The organism is Mycobacterium sp. SMC-15 (assembly GCF_045310925.1).
GTDB lineage: Bacteria > Actinomycetota > Actinomycetes > Mycobacteriales > Mycobacteriaceae > Mycobacterium.
In genome coordinates this window covers 40,209-59,392 of the sequence record NZ_JBJIAJ010000015.1, presented here as the reverse complement: position 1 = coordinate 59,392, position 19,184 = coordinate 40,209, and the positions used below count along the sequence as shown (strand labels likewise).

Below are 19,184 nucleotides of genomic sequence, written 5' to 3'. Positions count from 1 at the left end.
CAGCAAGCTCTTCTATGTCCCAGCCAGGTCCAGTTCGATCAGACCATGGTGTCGCCGGGCGGCAACCCGAACTCGTGGTTACCGAAGATCATGTATGCGCGCTCGGGGTCATTGGCCGCGTGCACCCGACCCGCATGCGCGTCGCGCCAGAACCGCTGCACCGGAGCGTCGTTGGACAGCGCGGTGGCGCCGGCCGCCTCGAACAGCCGGTCGATGGAGGCGATGGCCCGGCCGGTGGCACGGACCTGATCGCGCCGGGCCCGGGCCCGCAGCTCGAACGGGATCTCCTGGCCGGCGGACAGCAGCGCGTACTCGTCGCCGACGTTGCCGATCAGCTGACGCCAGCCGGCGTCGATGTCACTGGCGGCCTCGGCGATCCGGACCTTGGCGAACGGGTCGTCCTTGGCCTTCTCGCCGGCGAACGCCGCGCGCACCCGCTTGCCCTGGTGCTCGACGTGAGCGTCGTAGGCGCCGAAGGCCATGCCCATGATCGGCGTCGAGATGGTGGTCGGGTGGATGGTGCCCCACGGCATCTTGTAGACCGGCGCGGTGTTGGTCTGGTAGCCGCCGGCGGTGCCGTCGTTCATGGCCCGGTAGGACAGGAAGCGGTGCCGCGGCACGAACGCGTCCTTGACCACGACGGTGTTGCTGCCGGTGCCGCGCAGACCGACCACGTGCCACACGTCGTCGATGCGGTAGTCGGAGATCGGGATCAGGAAGCTGCCGAAGTCGACCGGCTTGCCGTCCTTGATCACCGGGCCGCCCAGGAATGCCCAGGTGGCGTGGTCACAGCCCGACGACCAGTTCCACGAGCCGTTGACGATGTAGCCGTCGGCGGTCTCGGTGACCACACCGGCGCCCATCGGCGCATACGACGAGGAGATCCGGACGCCTGTGTCCTCGCCCCAGACGTCTTCCTGGGCCTGCTGGTCGAACAGCGCCAGGTGCCAGTTGTGCACGCCGATGATTCCGGCGACCCAACCGGTGGAGCCGCAGGCACTGGCCAGCCGGCGTACCGCCTCGTAGAAGAGGGTCGGGTCGCACTGCAGGCCGCCCCACTGCTCGGGCTGCAGCAGCCGGAAGAAACCGGCGTCCTCGAGCGCCTTGACGTTGGCGTCGGGCAGCTTGCGCAGGTCTTCGGTCTCCTGGGCGCGCTCACGCAACTGCGGCAGAAGGTCGTCGATGGCGGCCAACACCGACTGCGCGTCACGCTGTTGAATGGACGTCACTAGATTGCCTCCCAGAAGTGAACAGGTTCATCGGCGGTGTTTTCCAACCAGCCTAGAGTGAGATTAGAACACGTTCCGATTTGTGTCGAGCGGGGTGTTCCTGCAGCTGGTAGCAATACCGGACCACTTTTCTGTAACCTGTTCTAGTTATGACCGAAGATGAAGGGCGGCCCGTGACGGAGACCATTCCGGACGAACCACTCGGCAGTCACGTCCTGGAACTGCAGATCACGCAAGTCGTCACCGAGACCGACGATGCGCGTTCGCTGGTATTCGGCGTGCCGGACGGGCCAGACGACCCGGAGATCCCTGAGCAGCGCTTGAAGTACTTGCCGGGCCAGTTCCTGACGCTGCGAATCCCCAGCGATCAGACCGGCTCGGTGGCCCGCTGCTACTCGCTGTGCAGCTCGCCCTTCACCGACGACTCGCTGGCGGTCACCGTCAAGCGGACCGTCGACGGCTACGCATCGAACTGGCTGTGCGACAACGCCCGGCCCGGGATGCGCGTCCATGTGCTGGCGCCCTCGGGAACCTTCGTGCCCAAGTCACTGGACGCCGACTTTCTGCTGCTGGCCGCCGGCAGCGGGATCACCCCGATGATGGCGATCTGCAAATCGGCGCTGTCGCAGGGCAGCGGCAAGGTGGTGCTGGTCTACGCCAACCGCGACGAGCGGTCGGTGATCTTCGGCGCCGCGCTGCGCGAGCTGGTCGACAAATACCCCGACCGGCTGACGGTCCTGCACTGGCTGGAGTCGGTCCAGGGCCTGCCGAGTCGTGCGGCGCTGGCACAGCTGGCCGCCCCCTACACCGATCGCCAGGTCTTCATCTGCGGTCCGGGCCCCTTCATGGCGGCCGCTCGCGAGGCCCTGGATGCCTGCAACGTCCCGGCCGATCAGGTCCATCTGGAGGTGTTCAAGTCGCTGGACAGCGACCCGTTCGCCGCGGTCAAGATCACCGAAGCTCCCGAAGGCGAGCAGGCCGCGGCGCCGGCCACCGTCATCGTCGAGCTGGACGGCGAGAAGCACGAGTTCGCGTGGCCCCGGCACGTCAAACTGCTCGATCTGCTGCTCGACAAGGGCCTCGACGCCCCGTTCTCCTGCCGGGAGGGCCACTGCGGCGCGTGCGCCTGTGAGCTGAAGAAGGGCAAGGTCTCCATGGAGATCAACGACGTGCTCGAACCCCAGGACCTCGCCGAAGGGCTGATCCTGGCCTGCCAAGCCCATCCCGAGACCGATTCGGTGGAAGTGACCTACGACGAGTGATGTCCGGTCTAGGTTGGTGCGACATGAAGCGGTTGCTGATGATCCCAGCGGCCTTGACGCTGTTGGCGGCGCTGATCCCGTCCGCGATCGCGTCGGCGGCCAGTGACACCAAGACCACGTTGTTCCCGGTGAACGACGCCGATCAGCTGCAGACTCACAGCTGGGTCGACTGCAGCGCACCGCCGCTGTGCCGATTCACCGTCGGGGTGCAACTGCAGACGCCCGCGGGGATGGCCGGGTTCCCGCCGGACCTGTGGGCTCGCCAAAGCACCGAGATCCGCTCGTCCAAGCGCACCGCCTACCTGGACGTGCACACCGACGGCGGTGAGGGCTGGTTCAAGGACCGCGGCGGCCCGGGAACCAAGGTGTTCAAGGACGGCACCGGCGCGGTGATCCAATCGATGTACTACGGCGAGGGCCCGCCGGAGAAATACCAGACCAACGGCAGCATCGATGTCCTGGAATACTCCACCGGCCGGCCCAAGACCGACGCCAACGTGATCGTGTGCACCCATGTGCAGGTGGTCTACGCCGGAGTCAACCTGACCACGCCGTCCACCTGCGCCCAGACGGTTTTTTAGAGGCGCACTCAGTACACGTCGCGCTGGTAGCGACCGGCGGACGACAGCGCCCGCACATGGGCCTTGGCGGCGTCGCGGGCGAGCAGCCCATGGCGCGCGGCGATATCGCAGATCGCGCGGTCGACCTCCTTGGCCATCTGGCTGGCATCGCCGCACACGTAGAGGTGTGCGCCGTCCTGCAACCACGCCCATACTTGGGCGCCGCGCGCGCGGAGCAGGTCTTGTACGTAGACCTTCTCCGGCTGATCGCGGGAGAACGCCAGATCGAGTTCGGTGAGGAAACCGCTGGCGTGCATGTCGTTCAGCTCGTCGCGGTAGTAGAAATCGGTGGCGGCATTGCGTTCGCCGAAGAACAACCAGTTCCGGCCTCGGTGCCCGAGCGCACGGCGCTGCTGCAGGAAACCACGGAACGGTGCGACGCCGGTCCCGGGCCCAATCATGATCATCGGAGCGTTGGGATCCGCCGGCGGCCGGAAATGATTGGTGGGCTGTACGAATATCCCGATCTCGGCGTCGTCGCTTCGATCAGCCAGATACGTCGAGCACACGCCGCCGCGCGGCATTCCCTGACATTCATAACGCACTGCGCCGACCGTCACGTGCACCTCGCCCGGATTGTCCACGCATGCCGACGAAATCGAATACATCCGCGGCGTCAGCGGTTTGAGCACGGCAAGCCAGTCGTCGACGGCGGCATGGACCGGGGTTGCGGCCAGCACATCCACCGACTGGCGACCCCACATCCAGTCCGTCAGCACGGCTTTGTTCTCCGGCCGCAACAACTCGACCAGCTCGCGGTCTTGACTGCGCTGCGCCACGAACCGTAGTAATTCACCGGTGACACGGGCGATCTCGAATCGCTCGACCAGGGCTTGTCGCAATGGCATCGATCCGTAGTCGGCGGCCTCGACGACGTGCCCGCCATCGAGGCCGGTCACCGTCAGCCATTCGTCTACCAGTGCGGCGCAGTTGCGTGGCCACACCCCGAGCGCATCACCGGCCTGATAGCTCAGAGACTTGTCCGGGAGCTCGAACACCAGCTGCCGCACCTCTTTGGTCGAACCCGGTCCGCTGAGCACGGTGTTACGTATCAGCCTGGTGAGCAGCGGGTTCTTCCTGCTGTACCGCCCCGGTACCCGCGACGAGCGGGCCGCGACGGGAGCCGCCACAGCCGGTGCCGACGCGGCGCCCAGCGCCCCGCGGAGCGTACTGAACCACTCGTCCACGGCGTCGTCGTAGTCGGGCTCGCAGTCGACACGGTCCAGCATGCGGGTGGCGCCGAGTTCTGCCAGCCGGGTATCGAGTTTGCGCCCGTAACCACAGAAGTCGTCGTAGTTGGAGTCGCCCAGCGCCAGCACGGCGTAGCGCGTGTCGGTGAGTTGCGGTGTGCCCTCGGCGGATAACTCGTCCCAAAGGACAGCGCCGTTGTCGGGCGGCTCACCGTCGCCGGTGGTGCTGGAGACCAGGATCAACTGTCGGGTTGCGGACAGGTCGGTCACCGGGAAGTCGTTCATCGTGTGCAGCGCGACCGGAAGTCCGGCCTCGCCGAGGTGTGCCGCGCAACGGGCGGCCACCTCTTCGGCATTGCCGGTCTGCGAGGCCCACAACACCACGATCGACTCAGGCCGAGACCCGATGTCCTGGGGTGGGGACGCCGCCGGCGTTGGGCACCGGGAGAACAACCCGGCCAACAGGCCGTCTACCCACATTCGGGTGGCCGGCTCCAGCGGTGCGTTGGCCGGTACCGTCGGCACACCGCTGGCGCTGCGCCCGGCCTCGGTGCGGAGCGCGGTCAGCAACCCACTCAGATATATGCGCTCCATGGGAGCGAATGAGGGCACCGTGGTCACGGATTCCCCACTGAGCCCGAACAATTCGATGAGGGTATCCACCCGGTCCAAGCTGACTTGGCCGGTCTTCGGCGTCTCGGGCGTTTCCGGTTCGGGCGGCGAATCGACCAGAACCTTCGCCAAGGTGACCGCACACGCCTTGTACTCCGGCTGTTGCGATGTCGGGTCGACGGCGTCATTGGTGACGGCGTTGATCGACAGGTATTCACCGAACGCGTCGTTCCAGTGGAACGGAGCGAAACAGTTCCCCGGCCGCACCCGATCGGTGACCACCGCCGGGAGCACGGCCCGGCCCCGGCGCGAGGCGATCTCCACCGCATCGCCCTCGACGGCGCCCAGTCGGATGGCGTCGTCGGGGTGGATCTCCACGAACGGGCCCGGGTTGAGCTTGTTGAGTTTGGCGACCTTTCCGGTCTTGGTCATGGTGTGCCACTGATGCGGCAGCCGTCCGGTATTGAGCAGGAAGGGATAGTCGTCATCGGGCATCTCGTCGGGCAGCAGGTGCGGACGGGGGTAGAAGACCGCTCGGCCGGACTCGGTCGCGAACGCCAACCGCGGCACGCCGCCGTCCTCGCGGACCACCAGTGTCTGACTGACCCCGTCGTTGAGGTAGCGGATCGGGTGGCGGTCTTGCGCGCTCTCCGGCGGGCAGGGCCACTGGATCGGGCTCTGACGCAATCGCTCGTAGCTGATTCCGCGTAGGTCGTAGCCGGTCTTGGGGTTGGCGAATCGTTTGATCTCTTCGAACACGTCCTCGGCGCTCGAGTAGTCGAACGCGTTGGCGTAACCCATTTCTGCCGCGACGCGGGCGATGATCTGCCAGTCCGGCAACGATTGCCCGACCGGGTCGACCGCCTGCTGAAAGAGCGTGAGATTACGCTCGGAGTTGACCATCACGCCGTCGCACTCGCTCCACAACGCCGCCGGTAGCAGCACATCGGCGTAGGCGCTGGTCTCGGTGTCGGCGAACGCGTCCTGGGCGATCACCAGCTCAGCCCGTTCCAGCCCTTCCAGCACCGTCTTGCGATTGGCCACTGTGGCAACCGGATTGGTGCAGATGATCCAGCACGCCTTGATCTGGCCATCGGCCATCCGCGCGAACATGTCGATGGTGCCGGCGCCCACCTCGGTGCGCAGCGAGCCGCGCGGGATACCCCAGATGTCCTCGACGAATTCGCGATCGTCGGCGCAGACGACGCTGCGCTGACCCGGTAGACCCGGGCCCATGTAACCCATTTCCCGGCCGCCCATCGCATTGGGCTGACCGGTCAGGGAGAACGGCCCGCTGCCGGTCTTGCAGATGGCTCCGGTGGCCAGGTGCAGATTGCAGATGGCGTTGGTGTTCCAGGTTCCGTGGGTGCTCTGGTTGAGTCCCATCGTCCAGCAGCTCATCCAGTTGCCCGCCTCGCCGATCCACTCCGCGGCGGTGCGGATGTCGTCCTCGGGGATTCCGGTGAGCTCGGCCACCACCTCCGGCGTGAACTGTTCGAGGAAGCTGGGCATGACCTCCCAGCCCTGCGTGTACTCGGCGATGAATTCGTCATCGGTGTGGCCATTCGCGACGATCAGGTGCAGCAGCCCGTTGAGCAGCGCCAGATCGGTTCCGGGCGCGATCTGCAAGAACAGGTCGGCCTTCTCCGCGGTGGCAGTGCGGCGCGGGTCGACGACGATCAGCTTGGCGCCGGCCTTGACGCGATCCATCATCCGCAGGAACAGAATCGGGTGGCAGTCGGCCATATTCGCGCCGATCACGAAGAACACGTCGGCGTGATCGAAGTCCTGATAGGAGCCGGGCGGCCCGTCGGCGCCGAGTGACTGCTTGTAGCCGCTGCCCGCGCTGGCCATACACAGCCGCGAGTTGGACTCGATCTGATTGGTGCCGATGAAGCCTTTGGCGAGCTTGTTCGCCAGGTATTGGGCCTCGGTGGACATCTGGCCGGAGACGTAAAGCGCTACGGCATCGGGCCCGTGCTGGTCGATGATCGCCCGCAGCCGGCCGGCACAGTGGGTGATGGCGGCGTCGATGTCGGTCGGCTCGACGGGCTCGTCGCGTTCGGGCCGCAGGTAAGCCGATTCCATGCGGCCGGGTGCGGCGAGCAGGTCGGCGGTCGTGGCTCCCTTGGTGCACAGTCGGCCGAAGTTGGTCGGGTGGGATTGGTCGCCGGTGGATTTGGCCACCCGGCGACGCCCGCTGGCCGGATCGGTTTCGACCTGCAGCACCACGCCGCAGCCGACCCCGCAGTAGGCGCAGAGACTGGAGACGGCCGGTGCGCGCGGGGAGTCGTCTGACGTGGGCACGGAAGCTCACCTCCTGCGGTTGCGGGCCTTGCCGCCACCCTGCCGCGCCCAGGTTTCAAGATCATTTCAGGACCATTACCACGCGTTGCGATATTCCTGCAGAGTTGCCGACCGGAGGTGATGCCGACGTCATCGCGGGAAGAATGTTGCGTGAATCACTTCGGGGCCAAGGACTTCTGGGGCAGACGCAGAACCGCGAACGAATGCCCCGGCAACCGTGTGATGTCGCTCTCACACTCTGGTGTCCCCCAGCCCAGTACCAGCTCGCCACAGACCGGCACACTCACCGTGTCCTCGCCGAGATTGCAGACGAGCAGCAGCGGACCGCGGCGCATGGCGATCCATCGCCTGTCCTCGTCGTAGTCGATCACGAGCTGGCTCAACCAGGGGCCGACCGGATCGATCTCGGTGCGCAGCCCGATCAGCGCCTGGTAGAGGCGGAGCAGCTGCACGTGGCGTTGGTCTTCGAGCTCGCCCCACGCCAGCTTGGACCGGTGGAAGGTATCGGGATCCTGCGGGTCGGGGATCTCGTCGGCGTTCCAGCCGTGCTCGGCGAACTCGGCCTTGCGGCCTTCGGCGGTGGCGCGTGCCACCTGTGGGTCCTCATGGGAACTGAAGAATTGAAACGGGGTGAGCGCACCCCATTCCTCCCCCATGAAAAGCATTGCGGTATAGGGCGACAGCAGTACCAGCGCAGCTTTTATCGCGAGTTGCCCGGCGGTCAGGTTCTGCGATGGGCGGTCACCGAGCGCGCGGTTGCCGACCTGGTCGTGCGTGCACGTGTAGGCCAATAGGCGGGTGGCCGGGATCTGTGAGATCGGCAACGGCCGGCCATGGCGCCGGCGGCGAAACGACGAGTAGGTGGCCGCATGGAAGAAGCCGTTGCGCAACGTGGTCGCCAGGGTGGCCATGCTCCCGAAGTCGGCGTAATAGCCTTGCCGCTCGCCGGATACCGCGGTGTGGATGGCGTGGTGGATGTCGTCATCCCATTGCGCGGTGATCCCGTAACCGCCGTCCTCGCGCCGGGTGACGGTCCGTGGGTCGTTGCGATCGCTTTCCGCGATGAGTGACAGCGGACGCCCCAGCTGCGCGGCAAGCGCGTCGGTTTCGGCAGCCAGCTCCTCAAGAATATTGATCGCTGTGGTGTCCACCAGCGCGTGCACGGCGTCCAGTCGGAGGCCGTCGACGTGGAAGACGCGCATCCAGCGCAGCGCACAGTCGATGATGTAGCGGCGTACTTCGTCGGAGTCGGCGCCGTCGATGTTGATGGAATTGCCCCATGGGTTACGGGCTTGCGACAGGTACGGCCCGAAGCGGGGAAGGAAATTCCCGGACGGCCCAAGGTGATTGAAGACGGCATCGATCAGCACGCCGAGGCCGCGTTCATGGCAGGCGTCGACAAAGCGCGCCAACCCATCCGGGCCGCCATAGGGCTCATGCACGGCGTACCACAACACACCGTCGTATCCCCAGCCGTGCTCACCGGAGAAGGCGTTGACCGGCATCAGTTCCACGAAGTCGACGCCCAGATCGACCAGGTGATCCAGCTTGGCGATCGCGGAGTCGAATGTGCCGACGGGCGTGAATGTGCCGATGTGCAGTTCGTAGATCACCGCGCCTTCGACCGGCCTTCCCTTCCAGTCGTCGTCGGTCCATTTCAGGCTGGACGCATCCCACAAGGCCGAGCGCGCGTGCACTCCGTCGGGCTGGCGGGCCGACCGCGGATCCGGGAGTACCTGCGGGTCGTCATCGAGCAGGTAGCCGTAGCGCGCATCCGGCGCCACGTCGACCGTCGTTCGCCACCACCCATCATCCGAACGGGCCATCGGGTGCGGCACCCCGTCGACATCGAGGCCGACGACTGCCGAATTCGGTGCCCAGACGGCGAACTCAGTCATCGACACGCTCCAGCAGCACAACCGGTAGATCGGCGAACAACTCGACGGCCCGCACCGGCCCGCTGTGTCTGATGCCGGAGAGCACGTCAGACCACGTGCCGGGAGGCAGCGCGACCACCGTATCGCCCCACCCGGTGCCCTGCAGGCGCACCGTCCACCGGCTGACCGCCACCACTACGTCATCGCCCCGGCGAAAAGCCACGACCTGATCTCCGGCCGCGCCCGACGCCGGCAGGGGCTGATAGCCGCCGTGCAGGAAGGTGTCGGGACGTGCTCGTCTCATCTGCAGCGCGGCGGCGACCACCCGCATCTTCCGGTGCCGATGCAAAGACTCCAGCGCTTCGCGGCGCGCGGCGTAGTCGACCGGTCGCCGGTTGTCCGGGTCGACCAAACTGTCATCGCAGAGTTCGGTGCCCTGATAGACGTCCGGGATGCCGGGGACGGTCAGGGCCAAGAGCTTCTGGCCGAGGATGTCGCTGTCGATGTGCGGAGCGAGTTCGGCAACGAACTGCGTCAGCTCCTGAGCGATGGGGCCATCCAGTATGTCGTCGAGCCATCGGTGCAGCGCACCCTCGAACTCTGCGTCGGGGTCGTGCCACGATGTCCGGCGGTCCGCCTCGCGAACCGCCTTTTCGGCATAGGCGTGCAACCGCTCGCGCAGTGCGGTGGTCACCCGGCCGTCGGCTGGCCACACACCGAAAATGTTCTGCCACAGGAAAAGTCCGGTAGCCAGATCGGGTGCGGGCGTCCTGGATTCCCAACGAGCGACGAACTCCGCCCATAACGACGGCACCTGCGACAGCACGCCGATGCGCGCCCGTACATCCTCGCCGCGTTTGGTGTCGTGGGTGGACAGCGTCGTCATGGTCTGCGGCCAATGCCGAGCCCGGGTGGCGGCCCGGTGATGAAACTCGGCCGAGCCCACACCGAAATACTGTGGGTTGCCGCCGACTTCGTTGAGCGACACCAGCCGGGCATCCCGGTAGAACAGGCAGTCTTCGGTTGCCTTGGCGGTCACCGCTCCGCACAGCTGTTGCAGCCGCACCGCTGCTTCCCCACCGTCGGCGATCGCAGCCGCGAGGACTGCAAGCGGTTCGTCGAGTTCGGGCCGCTGCGCATGCGCGTGTGCCAGCGCCACCGGCAATATCGCCGCCAACCCGGGATAGTCGCCGCGATAGACACCCACCTGACCGAGCACGGCCACGATGGCGTCGGCCAACCGCGGATGGTCGGCGCCGGCGGCACTCACCACACAACGACACAGCCGCGCCAGCTCGCTGCCCAGCGTCTCGGCAGCGGCGATCTCCTTCTGCTCGGCCAGCAGGATCGGCATCGCGCGGTAGTCAACGCCGGCGGTTTCACACAACTCGGTCAGCGCCGGTTCACCGTTCGGGTCGATGAACAACCCGCCGATCTCCCGCAGGACGTCGTAACCGGTGGAGCCGGCCACCGGAAGGTTGACGTCGAGTGACTCGTCAACGGCCAGAATCTTTTCCACGACGATCCAGGCGTCAGGTCCGACCAGCTCCCGCAGCCATTGCAGATACCCCTGCGGATCCGCCAGCCCATCCGGGTGGTCGACCCGCACCCCATCGACAAGGCCCGCGTCGAACCAGCGCGCCAGCTCGGCGTGCCAGGCGTCGAAGACCACCCGGTCCTCTTGACGCAGGCCGGCCAGCGACGTGATCGAGAAGAAGCGGCGGTATCCACAGCCGCCGTTGCGCCAGCCGACCAGCCGATAGTGCTGGCGATCGTGGACTTGGGCTCCGCTGCCGGCGCCGGTTCCGGGCGCGATCGGAAACACCAGATCACCCAGACGGAGCGACTCGCCGTCGACGGCCAGGTCGGCGACGTCGTCGTCAGAGCCCAGTACCGGCAGCATGATTCGTCCGTCACCAAGGTCCCAATCGATGTCGAAGAACGCGGCATACCGCGAGGATCGGCCGTGCTTGAGCACGTCCCACCACCACGGGTTCTGCTCGGGCCTTTGCACGCCGACATGATTGGGCACGATGTCGATGATCAGACCGATCCCGCGGGCATGCGCGGCCGCCGAGAGCCGCGCCAAACCCGCCGGGCCGCCCAGCTCGGCGGAGACCGTGGTCGGATCGACGACGTCGTAACCATGGCTCGATCCGCGCACCGCGGTCATGATCGGCGAGAGGTAGAGGTGCGAAATCCCCAGCGCATCGAAATAGCCGAGAAGTTTCTCGACGTCGGCGAAGGTGAACGCGAAGCCGCTTTCTGCGCCCCGCAGCTGTAACCGGTAGGTGGACAGCACTGGGCGGGCCATGCGTTAGCGCACTTTCCTCAAGACCAGCAGCGAAACGGGCAGCGCGCCCCCGGGTCGCACGGCCTGCTCAGCGCGGGATGCCGGCTCTGCGGTGTCCAATTCGACGGTCCATTCTGGGGCGTAATCCTTGCCGGGAACGGCGAACTCGCCCGTCCCCTCGTGCGCATTGAAGCACAGCAGGAACCGGTCAACCACCCCGCCGGACCTCGGGCAATGCCCGTCCTCGCCCAATTTCGTCAGCACTTTCGATTCCACCCGCCTTTGCCGACGGGGGCTACCCGCCCGCCGCCCGGTCAAACTATCGCCTGCTACGACACTACGGTCCGGTTCACGATGCAGACTGTTGAAATGCACCCCGGGTGGGTATAGGCGTTGTTCGTGGCACCCGATGACCTACGCCGGCTGGCCGCGGCACACGGCGTAGCCACCGCCTATCGCAACGAACGGCGCGAGTTGGTGCAGGTGGATGCCGACGTCGTTGTCCGGGTTCTTCGGCTGATGGAAGTCGAGGCGGGCAACCAAGCCGCCCGTCGTCATGAGTTGCTCAGGCTGGACGAACGCGAGCGTGCGGGCGGCTCGCCTCCGACGGCCGCCGTGCGGGTGACCGGCACTGCCCTACCGTTTCCCGGGGCCGCCGCACTGGTGAGCGAGGACGGCGAGCGCACGGTGGTGCGCGATGAACTGCCCGCCGAGCTGTCGCCGGGCTGGTACCAAGTTGAGCTGCGCAGCGGCCAAGAGGCCACCCTGGTGGCGGCTCCGACGCGGGTGCCGCAGGCGCCGGATGCCTGGGGATGGATGCTGCAGCTGTACGCGTTGCGGTCCGCGCGCTCCTGGGGAATCGGCGACCTGTCAGACCTGCGGGATTGGGTGTCCTGGACAGCCGCCGAGCACGGCGCCGGCGCGGTGCTGCTCAATCCGCTGCACGCGCCGGGGCCGACGCATCCGGTGCAGCCGTCACCGTATACGCCGTCGAGCCGGCGGTTCGCCAACCCGTTGGCACTGTGCGTCGTTGACCTGGCCGCCTACCAGCGCGCCGATCCGGACACCCGGGCGGAGGTCGACGCGCTGCGGGTCGCTGCGGACACCGCACGAATCGACTACGACCTGGTCTGGGCAGCCAAACGCTCGGCCCTGGAGTTGCTCTGGCGTGCTGAAGGGCGTCCCAGCGGGCTTGACGAGTCGTCGGAGCCCCGGGCGCTGCGTGACTGGGCCACCTACTGCGCACTGGCCGAACGCCACGGTGGTCGGTGGTCCGGTTGGCCTGCGCCGCTGCAGGACGTAACCGGCGCCGCGGTGGCGGCCGCGCGGCGGGAGCTCGCGCCGAGGGTCGCGTTTCATGCGTGGGTGCAGCAGCGCTGCACCGAGCAGCTGCTGGCGGTGCAGCGCGCCGCCAGGGACTCGGGCATGGCCGTGGGCGTGCTGCACGACCTGGCCGTCGGCGTCGACGGCGATGGCGCCGATGCGTGGGCCCTGGCCGACGTACTGGCCGTTGAGGCCAGCGTCGGCGCGCCCCCGGATACGTTCAGCCCTCGCGGACAGGACTGGTGTCTACCGCCCTGGCGGCCGGACCGCTTGGCGGCCACCGGCTACCGCGCGGTGCGCGACATGTTGCGGGCCGTCCTGGCCCACGCGGACGGTGTGCGTATCGATCACGTCGCCGGCTTGTGGCGGCTGTGGTGGATCCCGCCTGGCGAGAGCCCCGATCGCGGCACCTACGTCCACTACGACGCCGACGTCATGATCGCGGTGCTGGCGCTGGAGGCGCATCGCGCCAACGCCGTCGTCATCGGCGAGGACCTGGGCACCGTCGAACCCTCCGTCACCCGTGCGCTGGCCGACAACGGAATGCTGGGATGCGCGGTCTCCTGGTTCACCCGCGACGATTCGGCCCCCGGTCAGCCGTTACTTCCGCCGGGGAAGTGGCCCGCGCGGGTGGCTGCCAGCATCTCCACCCACGACCTACCCACCGCGGCCGGATTCTTCCGCGCCGAGCATGTGCGGGCACGCGCGGAGCGGGGTCTGCTCGACGACGTGGCGGCCGCGCAGGACGCCGCCGAGAAAGAACGCGCCGAATGGCTGGCGCTGCTGCGTTCCGAAGGGTTCCTCGAGCATGACGACATGGCCCCGGATGAGCCGCGAATCATCGACGCCATGCACCGTTTCTTGGCAGCCACGCCGAGCCGGCTGAAACTCCTCTCCCCTTACGACGTGCTGGCCGAACCCTGTCAGCCCAACCTGCCCGGCACCGTCGACCAGTATCCGAACTGGCGCCTGCCGCTGTCCGAGCCTCTTGAGCTGTTGCAGACCGATCCGAGGATCGCCCGCACTGCCGCGTTGTTCTCGCACGATCACGGTCACCAAACCTCCGCCAGGTAATCACGTCCGGAATGGGGTACATGTCGAGATATGGCCATCGACGCTGACGACGAATTTGGTCAGGACCTAGCGGACCCCGTGGCGGGCAGCCATGTCGAGGACGGCATCGTCGAGCACCCGAGCGCGGACGACTTCGGCGATGCCGCGGCCCTGCCGGCGGATCCCGTCTGGTTCAAGCGAGCGGTGTTCTACGAGGTGCTGGTCCGGGCGTTCTACGACTCCAATGGGGATGGCATCGGTGACCTGCGGGGCCTGACCGAGCGACTGGACTACCTGCAGTGGCTCGGCGTCGACTGCCTGTGGCTGCCGCCGTTCTACGACTCGCCGTTGCGCGACGGTGGCTACGACATCCGGGACTTCTACAAGGTTCTGCCGGAGTTCGGCACGGTCGACGATTTCGTCGAACTGCTCGACGCTGCGCACCGCCGCGGTATTCGGGTGATCACCGACCTGGTGATGAACCACACCTCCGACAGCCACCCCTGGTTTCAACAGTCGCGGCAAGACCCGGACGGCCCACATGGCGACTACTACGTGTGGAGCGACACCAGCGAACGGTATGCCGACGCCCGGATCATCTTCGTCGACGCCGAGGAATCCAACTGGACGTTCGACGCGGTGCGCAAGCAGTTCTATTGGCACCGGTTCTTCTCCCACCAGCCCGACCTGAACTATGACAACCCCGCGGTGCAGGAGGCCATGATCGACGTGCTGCGGTTCTGGCTGAACCTCGGTATCGACGGTTTTCGTTTGGACGCGGTGCCGTACCTGTTCGAGAGGGAGGGAACCAATTGCGAAAACCTGCCCGAGACACATGATTTCCTGAAGCGCTGCCGCAAGGTGGTCGACGACGAGTTCCCGGGCAGGGTTCTGCTGGCCGAGGCCAATCAATGGCCCACAGATGTGGTCGAATACTTCGGCAACCCCGACACCGGCGGCGATGAATGCCACATGGCATTCCACTTCCCTTTGATGCCACGTATTTTCATGGCGGTGCGTCGCGAGTCGCGCTTCCCGATTTCCGAGATCATGGCGCAGACGCCACCGATCCCCCACCTGGCGCAATGGGGAATCTTCCTGCGCAACCACGACGAACTGACCTTGGAGATGGTCACCGACGACGAGCGCGACTACATGTACGCCGAATACGCGAAAGACCCGCGGATGAAGGCGAATGTGGGGATCCGACGCCGGTTGGCCCCGCTGCTGGACAAAGACCGCAACCAGATCGAACTGTTCACCGCACTGCTGCTGTCGTTACCCGGATCCCCGATCCTCTACTACGGTGACGAGATAGGAATGGGCGACATCATCTGGCTGGGTGACCGCGACGCGGTACGCACCCCGATGCAGTGGACACCCGATCGCAATGCGGGCTTCTCCACCGCGAACCCCGGCCGTCTTTACCTGCCTCCCATTCAAGACGCGGTGTACGGCCATCAGTCGGTCAACGTCGAATCGCAACGCGATACCTCCACGTCGCTGCTCAACTGGACCCGCACCATGCTCGCCATTCGACGCCGATACGAAGCTTTCGCCCTCGGCGGATTCCGGGAATTGGGCGGGTCCAATCCCTCGGTGCTGGCCTATGTACGGGAGATCTCCGGCGGCGATGGGCGCGTCCAGGGGCACACCGTCTTGTGCGTCAACAACCTGTCCCGGTTTCCGCAGCCGATCGAATTGAATCTGCAGCACTGGGACGGCCACACGCCGGTGGAACTCACCGGGTCCGTGGAGTTTCCGCGAATCGGAAAACTCCCCTACCTACTCACGCTGCCCGGCCACGGCTTCTACTGGTTTCAGCTGAGCGAGCCATGCGAGCCGAAGGAGGACATGTCATGACTGGTGGCATCGGCGAACCAGCGCACCTGCCGTGGGCCGAATGGCTACCGACCCGGCGCTGGTACGCGGGACGCAATCGGCAACTGGCGAGCGCAGATCCCGCCCAGGTGGTGCAGCTGGGCGGTGGACTGCAACTGGTGCTGATCGATGCCGACTACACCGACGGAACCACCGATCGCTACCAGGTGCTTGTCAGCTGGGATGTGGACATGGCACCGGAGTACGCCCAGATCGCGATGATCGGAACCCACGATGGGCATACCGCCTACGACGCGCTGTATGACGTTGCGGCAACCCGAGTCTTGTTGTCGCTGATCGATTCTTCGGCCCGACGCGGCGAGGTCACGTTCACACCGGAGCCGGGAGTGCCGCTGCCGGTTCGGGCCGATTCTCGCGTATCGGAAGCCGAGCAGAGCAACACCAGCGTCATCGTCGAGGAAAAGGTGGTCCTCAAGGTTTTCCGGCGGATCAGGGCTGGCATCAATCCGGACATCGAGCTCAACGCGGCGCTGGGTCGGGCCGCCAACCCACACGTGCCGCGCCTGCTGGGCTCCTACCAGATCGAGTTGCCGAGCGACTCTGGCGCGCTGCCCTACGCGTTGGGCATGGTCAGCGAATACGCGATGAACTCAGCCGAGGGTTGGGCGATGGCGACCGCCAGTGTGCGTGACCTGTTCGCCGAGGCCGATCTGTATGCCTATGAAGTGGGCGGCGACTTTGCCGGTGAGTCCTACCGTCTCGGCGAGGCTGTCGCATCGGTCCATCGGGCACTTGCCGACAGTTTGGGGACGTCGCAGTCGGTCTTCCCCGCCGAGGCACTGCTGTCACGGTTGGCGGCGACGGCGGCGACGGTGCCCGAGGTACGCCCCCACATGGCCGCTATCGAACAACGGTTTGCGGCGCTGGCCGGTGAGACCATCACGGTCCAGCGAGTCCACGGCGACTTGCATCTGGGCCAGGTGCTTCGCACCCCGAACGGATGGCTGCTGATCGACTTCGAAGGCGAACCCGGTGCGCCGTTGTCGGAGCGTCGGAGGCCGGACTCGCCGCTGCGAGACGTGGCCGGCGTGCTGCGGTCCTACGAGTACGCCGCGTACGGGAAGCTGGCCGACGTGGCGCGTGATGGTCAAGACCGGCAACTGGCCACCCGGGCGCGCGAGTGGCTGGACCGTTGTCGCAGCGCCTTCTGTGACGGCTATGGCGCGGAATCGGGCACCGATCCGCGCGACTGCGCCGCACTGCTGGCCGCCTACGAAGTGGACAAGGCGGTCTATGAGGCCGGCTACGAGGCCCGGCACCGGCCCGCCTGGCTGCCCATTCCACTGCGCGCGCTGAATCGACTCACCAGCCCGGCGTGACAACAGCCTCCTGGGGCTCCAGCCACAGCGCCGACAGCGGCGGCAGCACCAGCACCGCAGAGGCGGGGCGGCCGTGACGGGGCTCGTCGACGGCGTCCACGCCACCGAAATTGCCTGCGCCGCCGCCGTTGTAATCGACGGCATCGGTGTTGAGTATTTCGCGCCACCGGCCCGCGAAGGGCAGACCCAGGTGGTAGTCGGTGTGCGCCACACCGGAGAAGTTGAACACCGCCGCCAGCACTGACCCGTCCGACGCGTAGCGCAAGAAGCTCAGCACATTGTTGGCGGAGTCGTTGGCGTCGATCCAGGAATAGCCGTTCGGGTTGAAGTCTTCGCTCCACAGCGCGGGGCGACTGCGGTAAACGGAGTTGAGATCGCGTGCCAAGCACTGTATTCCGGTGGAGAATCCAGAGTCTGCACGTTGCGGGTCGAGCTGGAACCAGTCCAATCCGCGCTCCTGCGACCACTCGGCACGCTGACCGAACTCCTGGCCCATGAACAGCAGCTGCTTACCGGGGTGCGCCCACTGGTAGGCCAACAGGCTGCGCACCCCGGCCGCCCTGGCATGGTCGTCGCCAGGCATCCGGCTCCACAGTGTGCCCTTGCCGTGCACCACTTCGTCATGGCTGATCGGCAGCACGAAGTTCTCGCTGTAGGCGTAGAGCATCGAGAAGGTCATCTCGTGGTGGTGATAGGAGCGATGCACCGGGTCGTGACCGAGATAGGACAGCGTGTCGTGCATCCAGCCCATGTTCCACTTCATCGAAAAGCCCAGCCCGCCAAGGCTGGTCGGCCTCGATACGCCGGGCCACGAGGTGGATTCTTCGGCGATGGTGACGATGCCGGGCACCGACTTGTGTGCGGTTGCGTTCATCTCCTGCAGGAACTGGACTGCCTCCAAGTTCTCCCGCCCGCCGTGGACGTTGGGCGTCCAGCCGCCCTCCGGCCGTGAATAGTCCAGGTAGAGCATCGAAGCCACGGCGTCCACTCGCAGCCCGTCGATGTGGAATTCCAGCAGCCAATACAGTGCATTGGCCACCAGAAAGTTACGCACCTCGGGGCGGCCGAAGTCGAACACATAGGTGCCCCAGTCGAGTTGCTCGCCGCGGCGCGGGTCAGCATGTTCGTACAGCGCGGTGCCGTCGAACCGGCCCAATGCCCAGGCATCCTTCGGGAAGTGCGCCGGCACCCAGTCCACGATTACTCCGATGCCGGCGCGGTGCAGCGCGTCGACCAAGGCACGGAAGTCGTCCGGAGTGCCGAAGCGAGCAGTCGGCGCGTAGTACGACGTCACCTGATATCCCCACGACCCGCCGAACGGGTGCTCGGCGACCGGCAGCAGTTCGATATGGGTGAACCCTTGCTCCACAACGTAGTCCGTCAATTCGGTGGCAAGCTGGCGGTAGTTCAACCCCGGCCGCCAGGAGCCGAGGTGCACCTCGTAGATGCTCATCGCTTCGAATGCGGGATCTGCGGTGGCCCGCCGTCTCATCCAGTCGCCGTCACCCCAGGTGTAGCGACTGGTGGTGACGCGCGAGGCGGTGTGCGGCGGAGTTTCGGCGGCGAACGCCATCGGATCGGCCCGCTCGGTGACGACGTCGTCTACGCCGTGGACCCGAAACTTGTACAGGCCGCCGATCGGGAATCCCGGCCAGAACAGCTCCCACACACCGGAAGAGCCGAGTACCCGCATGGGCGCTCCGATGCCGTCCCAGCCGGTGCTGTCACTGATCAACCCGATTCCCTTGGCGTTGGGCGCCCACACCGCGAACGACACACCCGTCACCGACCCGTCCGGGGTGGTGAACGTGCGTGGATGGGCGCCAAGGACCTCCCACAGCCGTTCGTGTCGCCCCTCGCCGAACAGATGCAGGTCGATCTCGCCCAGTGTCGGCAGGAAGCGATACCCGTCGGCCACAGTCTGCGGTTCCGCGGTACCGGGATAGTCGATCTGCAACCGATAGTCGATCAGGTCGGCGAACGGCAGCGTCGCGGCGAACAACCCCTCACCCAGGTACTCCATGGGCACCCGGTCGTCACCCACCAGGATCGTCACGGCTGCCGCCCCCGGGCGCAGGGCGCGGATCACCGTGCATTCACCGTTGTCGTGGGCGCCAAGGATCGCGTGTGGATCGTGATGGGCACCGGACAACAGCCGGTCGATCTCGATTCGGTCCAGCACCGAGCTCCCCGTTCG

At 66.4% G+C, this 19,184-nt stretch carries 11 protein-coding genes; 5 read left to right on the top strand and 6 right to left on the bottom strand.

Annotated features, from left to right (window positions below; genetic code table 11):
* Window positions 1–38: 38 nt before the first annotated feature.
* Window positions 39–1,229 carry a 3-hydroxy-9,10-secoandrosta-1,3,5(10)-triene-9,17-dione monooxygenase oxygenase subunit gene (gene hsaA, locus ACJH71_RS19985; RefSeq protein WP_406759718.1) on the bottom strand — a complete coding sequence of 397 codons (1,191 nt, stop codon included), beginning with the start codon at window positions 1,227–1,229 and terminating at the stop codon, window positions 39–41.
* Window positions 1,230–1,402: 173 nt separating this feature from the next.
* Here hsaA and ACJH71_RS19980 point away from each other — a divergent pair, with 173 nt between their 5' ends.
* Both ACJH71_RS19980 and ACJH71_RS19975 read left to right on the top strand, forming a co-directional pair.
* Window positions 1,403–2,491, top strand: coding sequence for a 2Fe-2S iron-sulfur cluster-binding protein (locus ACJH71_RS19980; protein WP_406759784.1), 1,089 nt, complete (start codon window positions 1,403–1,405; stop codon window positions 2,489–2,491).
* Between the two features lie 23 nt (window positions 2,492–2,514).
* Window positions 2,515–3,072 (top strand): hypothetical protein, encoded by a 558-nt coding sequence (locus tag ACJH71_RS19975; protein ID WP_406759717.1) that lies wholly within the window; start codon window positions 2,515–2,517, stop codon window positions 3,070–3,072.
* Between the two features lie 8 nt (window positions 3,073–3,080).
* Here the strand turns inward: ACJH71_RS19975 and ACJH71_RS19970 are convergent, their stop codons facing one another.
* The 4 genes from ACJH71_RS19970 to ACJH71_RS19955 all read right to left on the bottom strand — a co-directional run bounded on the left by ACJH71_RS19970 (window position 3,081) and on the right by ACJH71_RS19955 (window position 11,666).
* Window positions 3,081–7,220, bottom strand: a complete 4,140-nt coding sequence (locus ACJH71_RS19970; protein ID WP_406759716.1) for a molybdopterin-dependent oxidoreductase — start codon at window positions 7,218–7,220, stop codon at window positions 3,081–3,083.
* Window positions 7,221–7,375: 155 nt separating this feature from the next.
* Entirely contained in the window at window positions 7,376–9,118 is a 1,743-nt protein-coding gene (treZ, locus tag ACJH71_RS19965; protein WP_406759715.1) for a malto-oligosyltrehalose trehalohydrolase, read from the bottom strand.
* Entirely contained in the window at window positions 9,111–11,411 is a 2,301-nt protein-coding gene (gene treY / locus ACJH71_RS19960) for a malto-oligosyltrehalose synthase (RefSeq protein ID WP_406759714.1), read from the bottom strand. The genes treZ and treY overlap by 8 nt, the downstream gene beginning before the upstream one ends.
* A gap of 3 nt (window positions 11,412–11,414) precedes the next feature.
* A complete protein-coding gene (locus ACJH71_RS19955) occupies window positions 11,415–11,666 on the bottom strand; it encodes a hypothetical protein (protein WP_406759713.1) in 252 nt (83 codons plus the stop codon).
* A 123-nt stretch (window positions 11,667–11,789) separates the two neighbouring features.
* On the opposite strand from ACJH71_RS19955, the gene malQ reads away from it, so the two are divergent.
* The 3 genes from malQ to ACJH71_RS19940 are packed head-to-tail and all read left to right on the top strand — an operon-like array spanning window position 11,790 to window position 16,987.
* The gene (gene malQ, locus ACJH71_RS19950) at window positions 11,790–13,787 is read left to right on the top strand and encodes a 4-alpha-glucanotransferase (protein ID WP_406759712.1); all 1,998 of its coding nucleotides are present in this window, start codon (window positions 11,790–11,792) and stop codon (window positions 13,785–13,787) included.
* Between the two features lie 30 nt (window positions 13,788–13,817).
* Entirely contained in the window at window positions 13,818–15,629 is a 1,812-nt protein-coding gene (gene treS, locus ACJH71_RS19945; protein ID WP_406759711.1) for a maltose alpha-D-glucosyltransferase, read from the top strand.
* Entirely contained in the window at window positions 15,626–16,987 is a 1,362-nt protein-coding gene (locus ACJH71_RS19940; RefSeq protein WP_406759710.1) for a maltokinase N-terminal cap-like domain-containing protein, read from the top strand. Before treS ends, ACJH71_RS19940 begins: the two co-directional genes overlap by 4 nt.
* On the opposite strand, the gene glgB is transcribed toward ACJH71_RS19940, so the two are convergent.
* The gene (glgB, locus tag ACJH71_RS19935) at window positions 16,971–19,169 is read right to left on the bottom strand and encodes a 1,4-alpha-glucan branching protein GlgB (protein ID WP_406759709.1); all 2,199 of its coding nucleotides are present in this window, start codon (window positions 19,167–19,169) and stop codon (window positions 16,971–16,973) included. The genes ACJH71_RS19940 and glgB overlap by 17 nt on opposite strands.
* Window positions 19,170–19,184 lie beyond the last annotated feature (15 nt).

What these genes read in the sequence shown, in the direction of transcription:
- ACJH71_RS19975 (WP_406759717.1), top strand. Translation starts at nt 2,515, where the DNA reads ATGAAGCGGTTGCTGATGATCCCAGCGGCCTTGACGCTGTTGGCGGCG.
- treZ (WP_406759715.1), bottom strand. Translation starts at nt 9,118, where the DNA reads ATGACTGAGTTCGCCGTCTGGGCACCGAATTCGGCAGTCGTCGGCCTC.
- treY (WP_406759714.1), bottom strand. Translation starts at nt 11,411, where the DNA reads ATGGCCCGCCCAGTGCTGTCCACCTACCGGTTACAGCTGCGGGGCGCA.
- treS (WP_406759711.1), top strand. Translation starts at nt 13,818, where the DNA reads ATGGCCATCGACGCTGACGACGAATTTGGTCAGGACCTAGCGGACCCC.
- ACJH71_RS19940 (WP_406759710.1), top strand. Translation starts at nt 15,626, where the DNA reads ATGACTGGTGGCATCGGCGAACCAGCGCACCTGCCGTGGGCCGAATGG.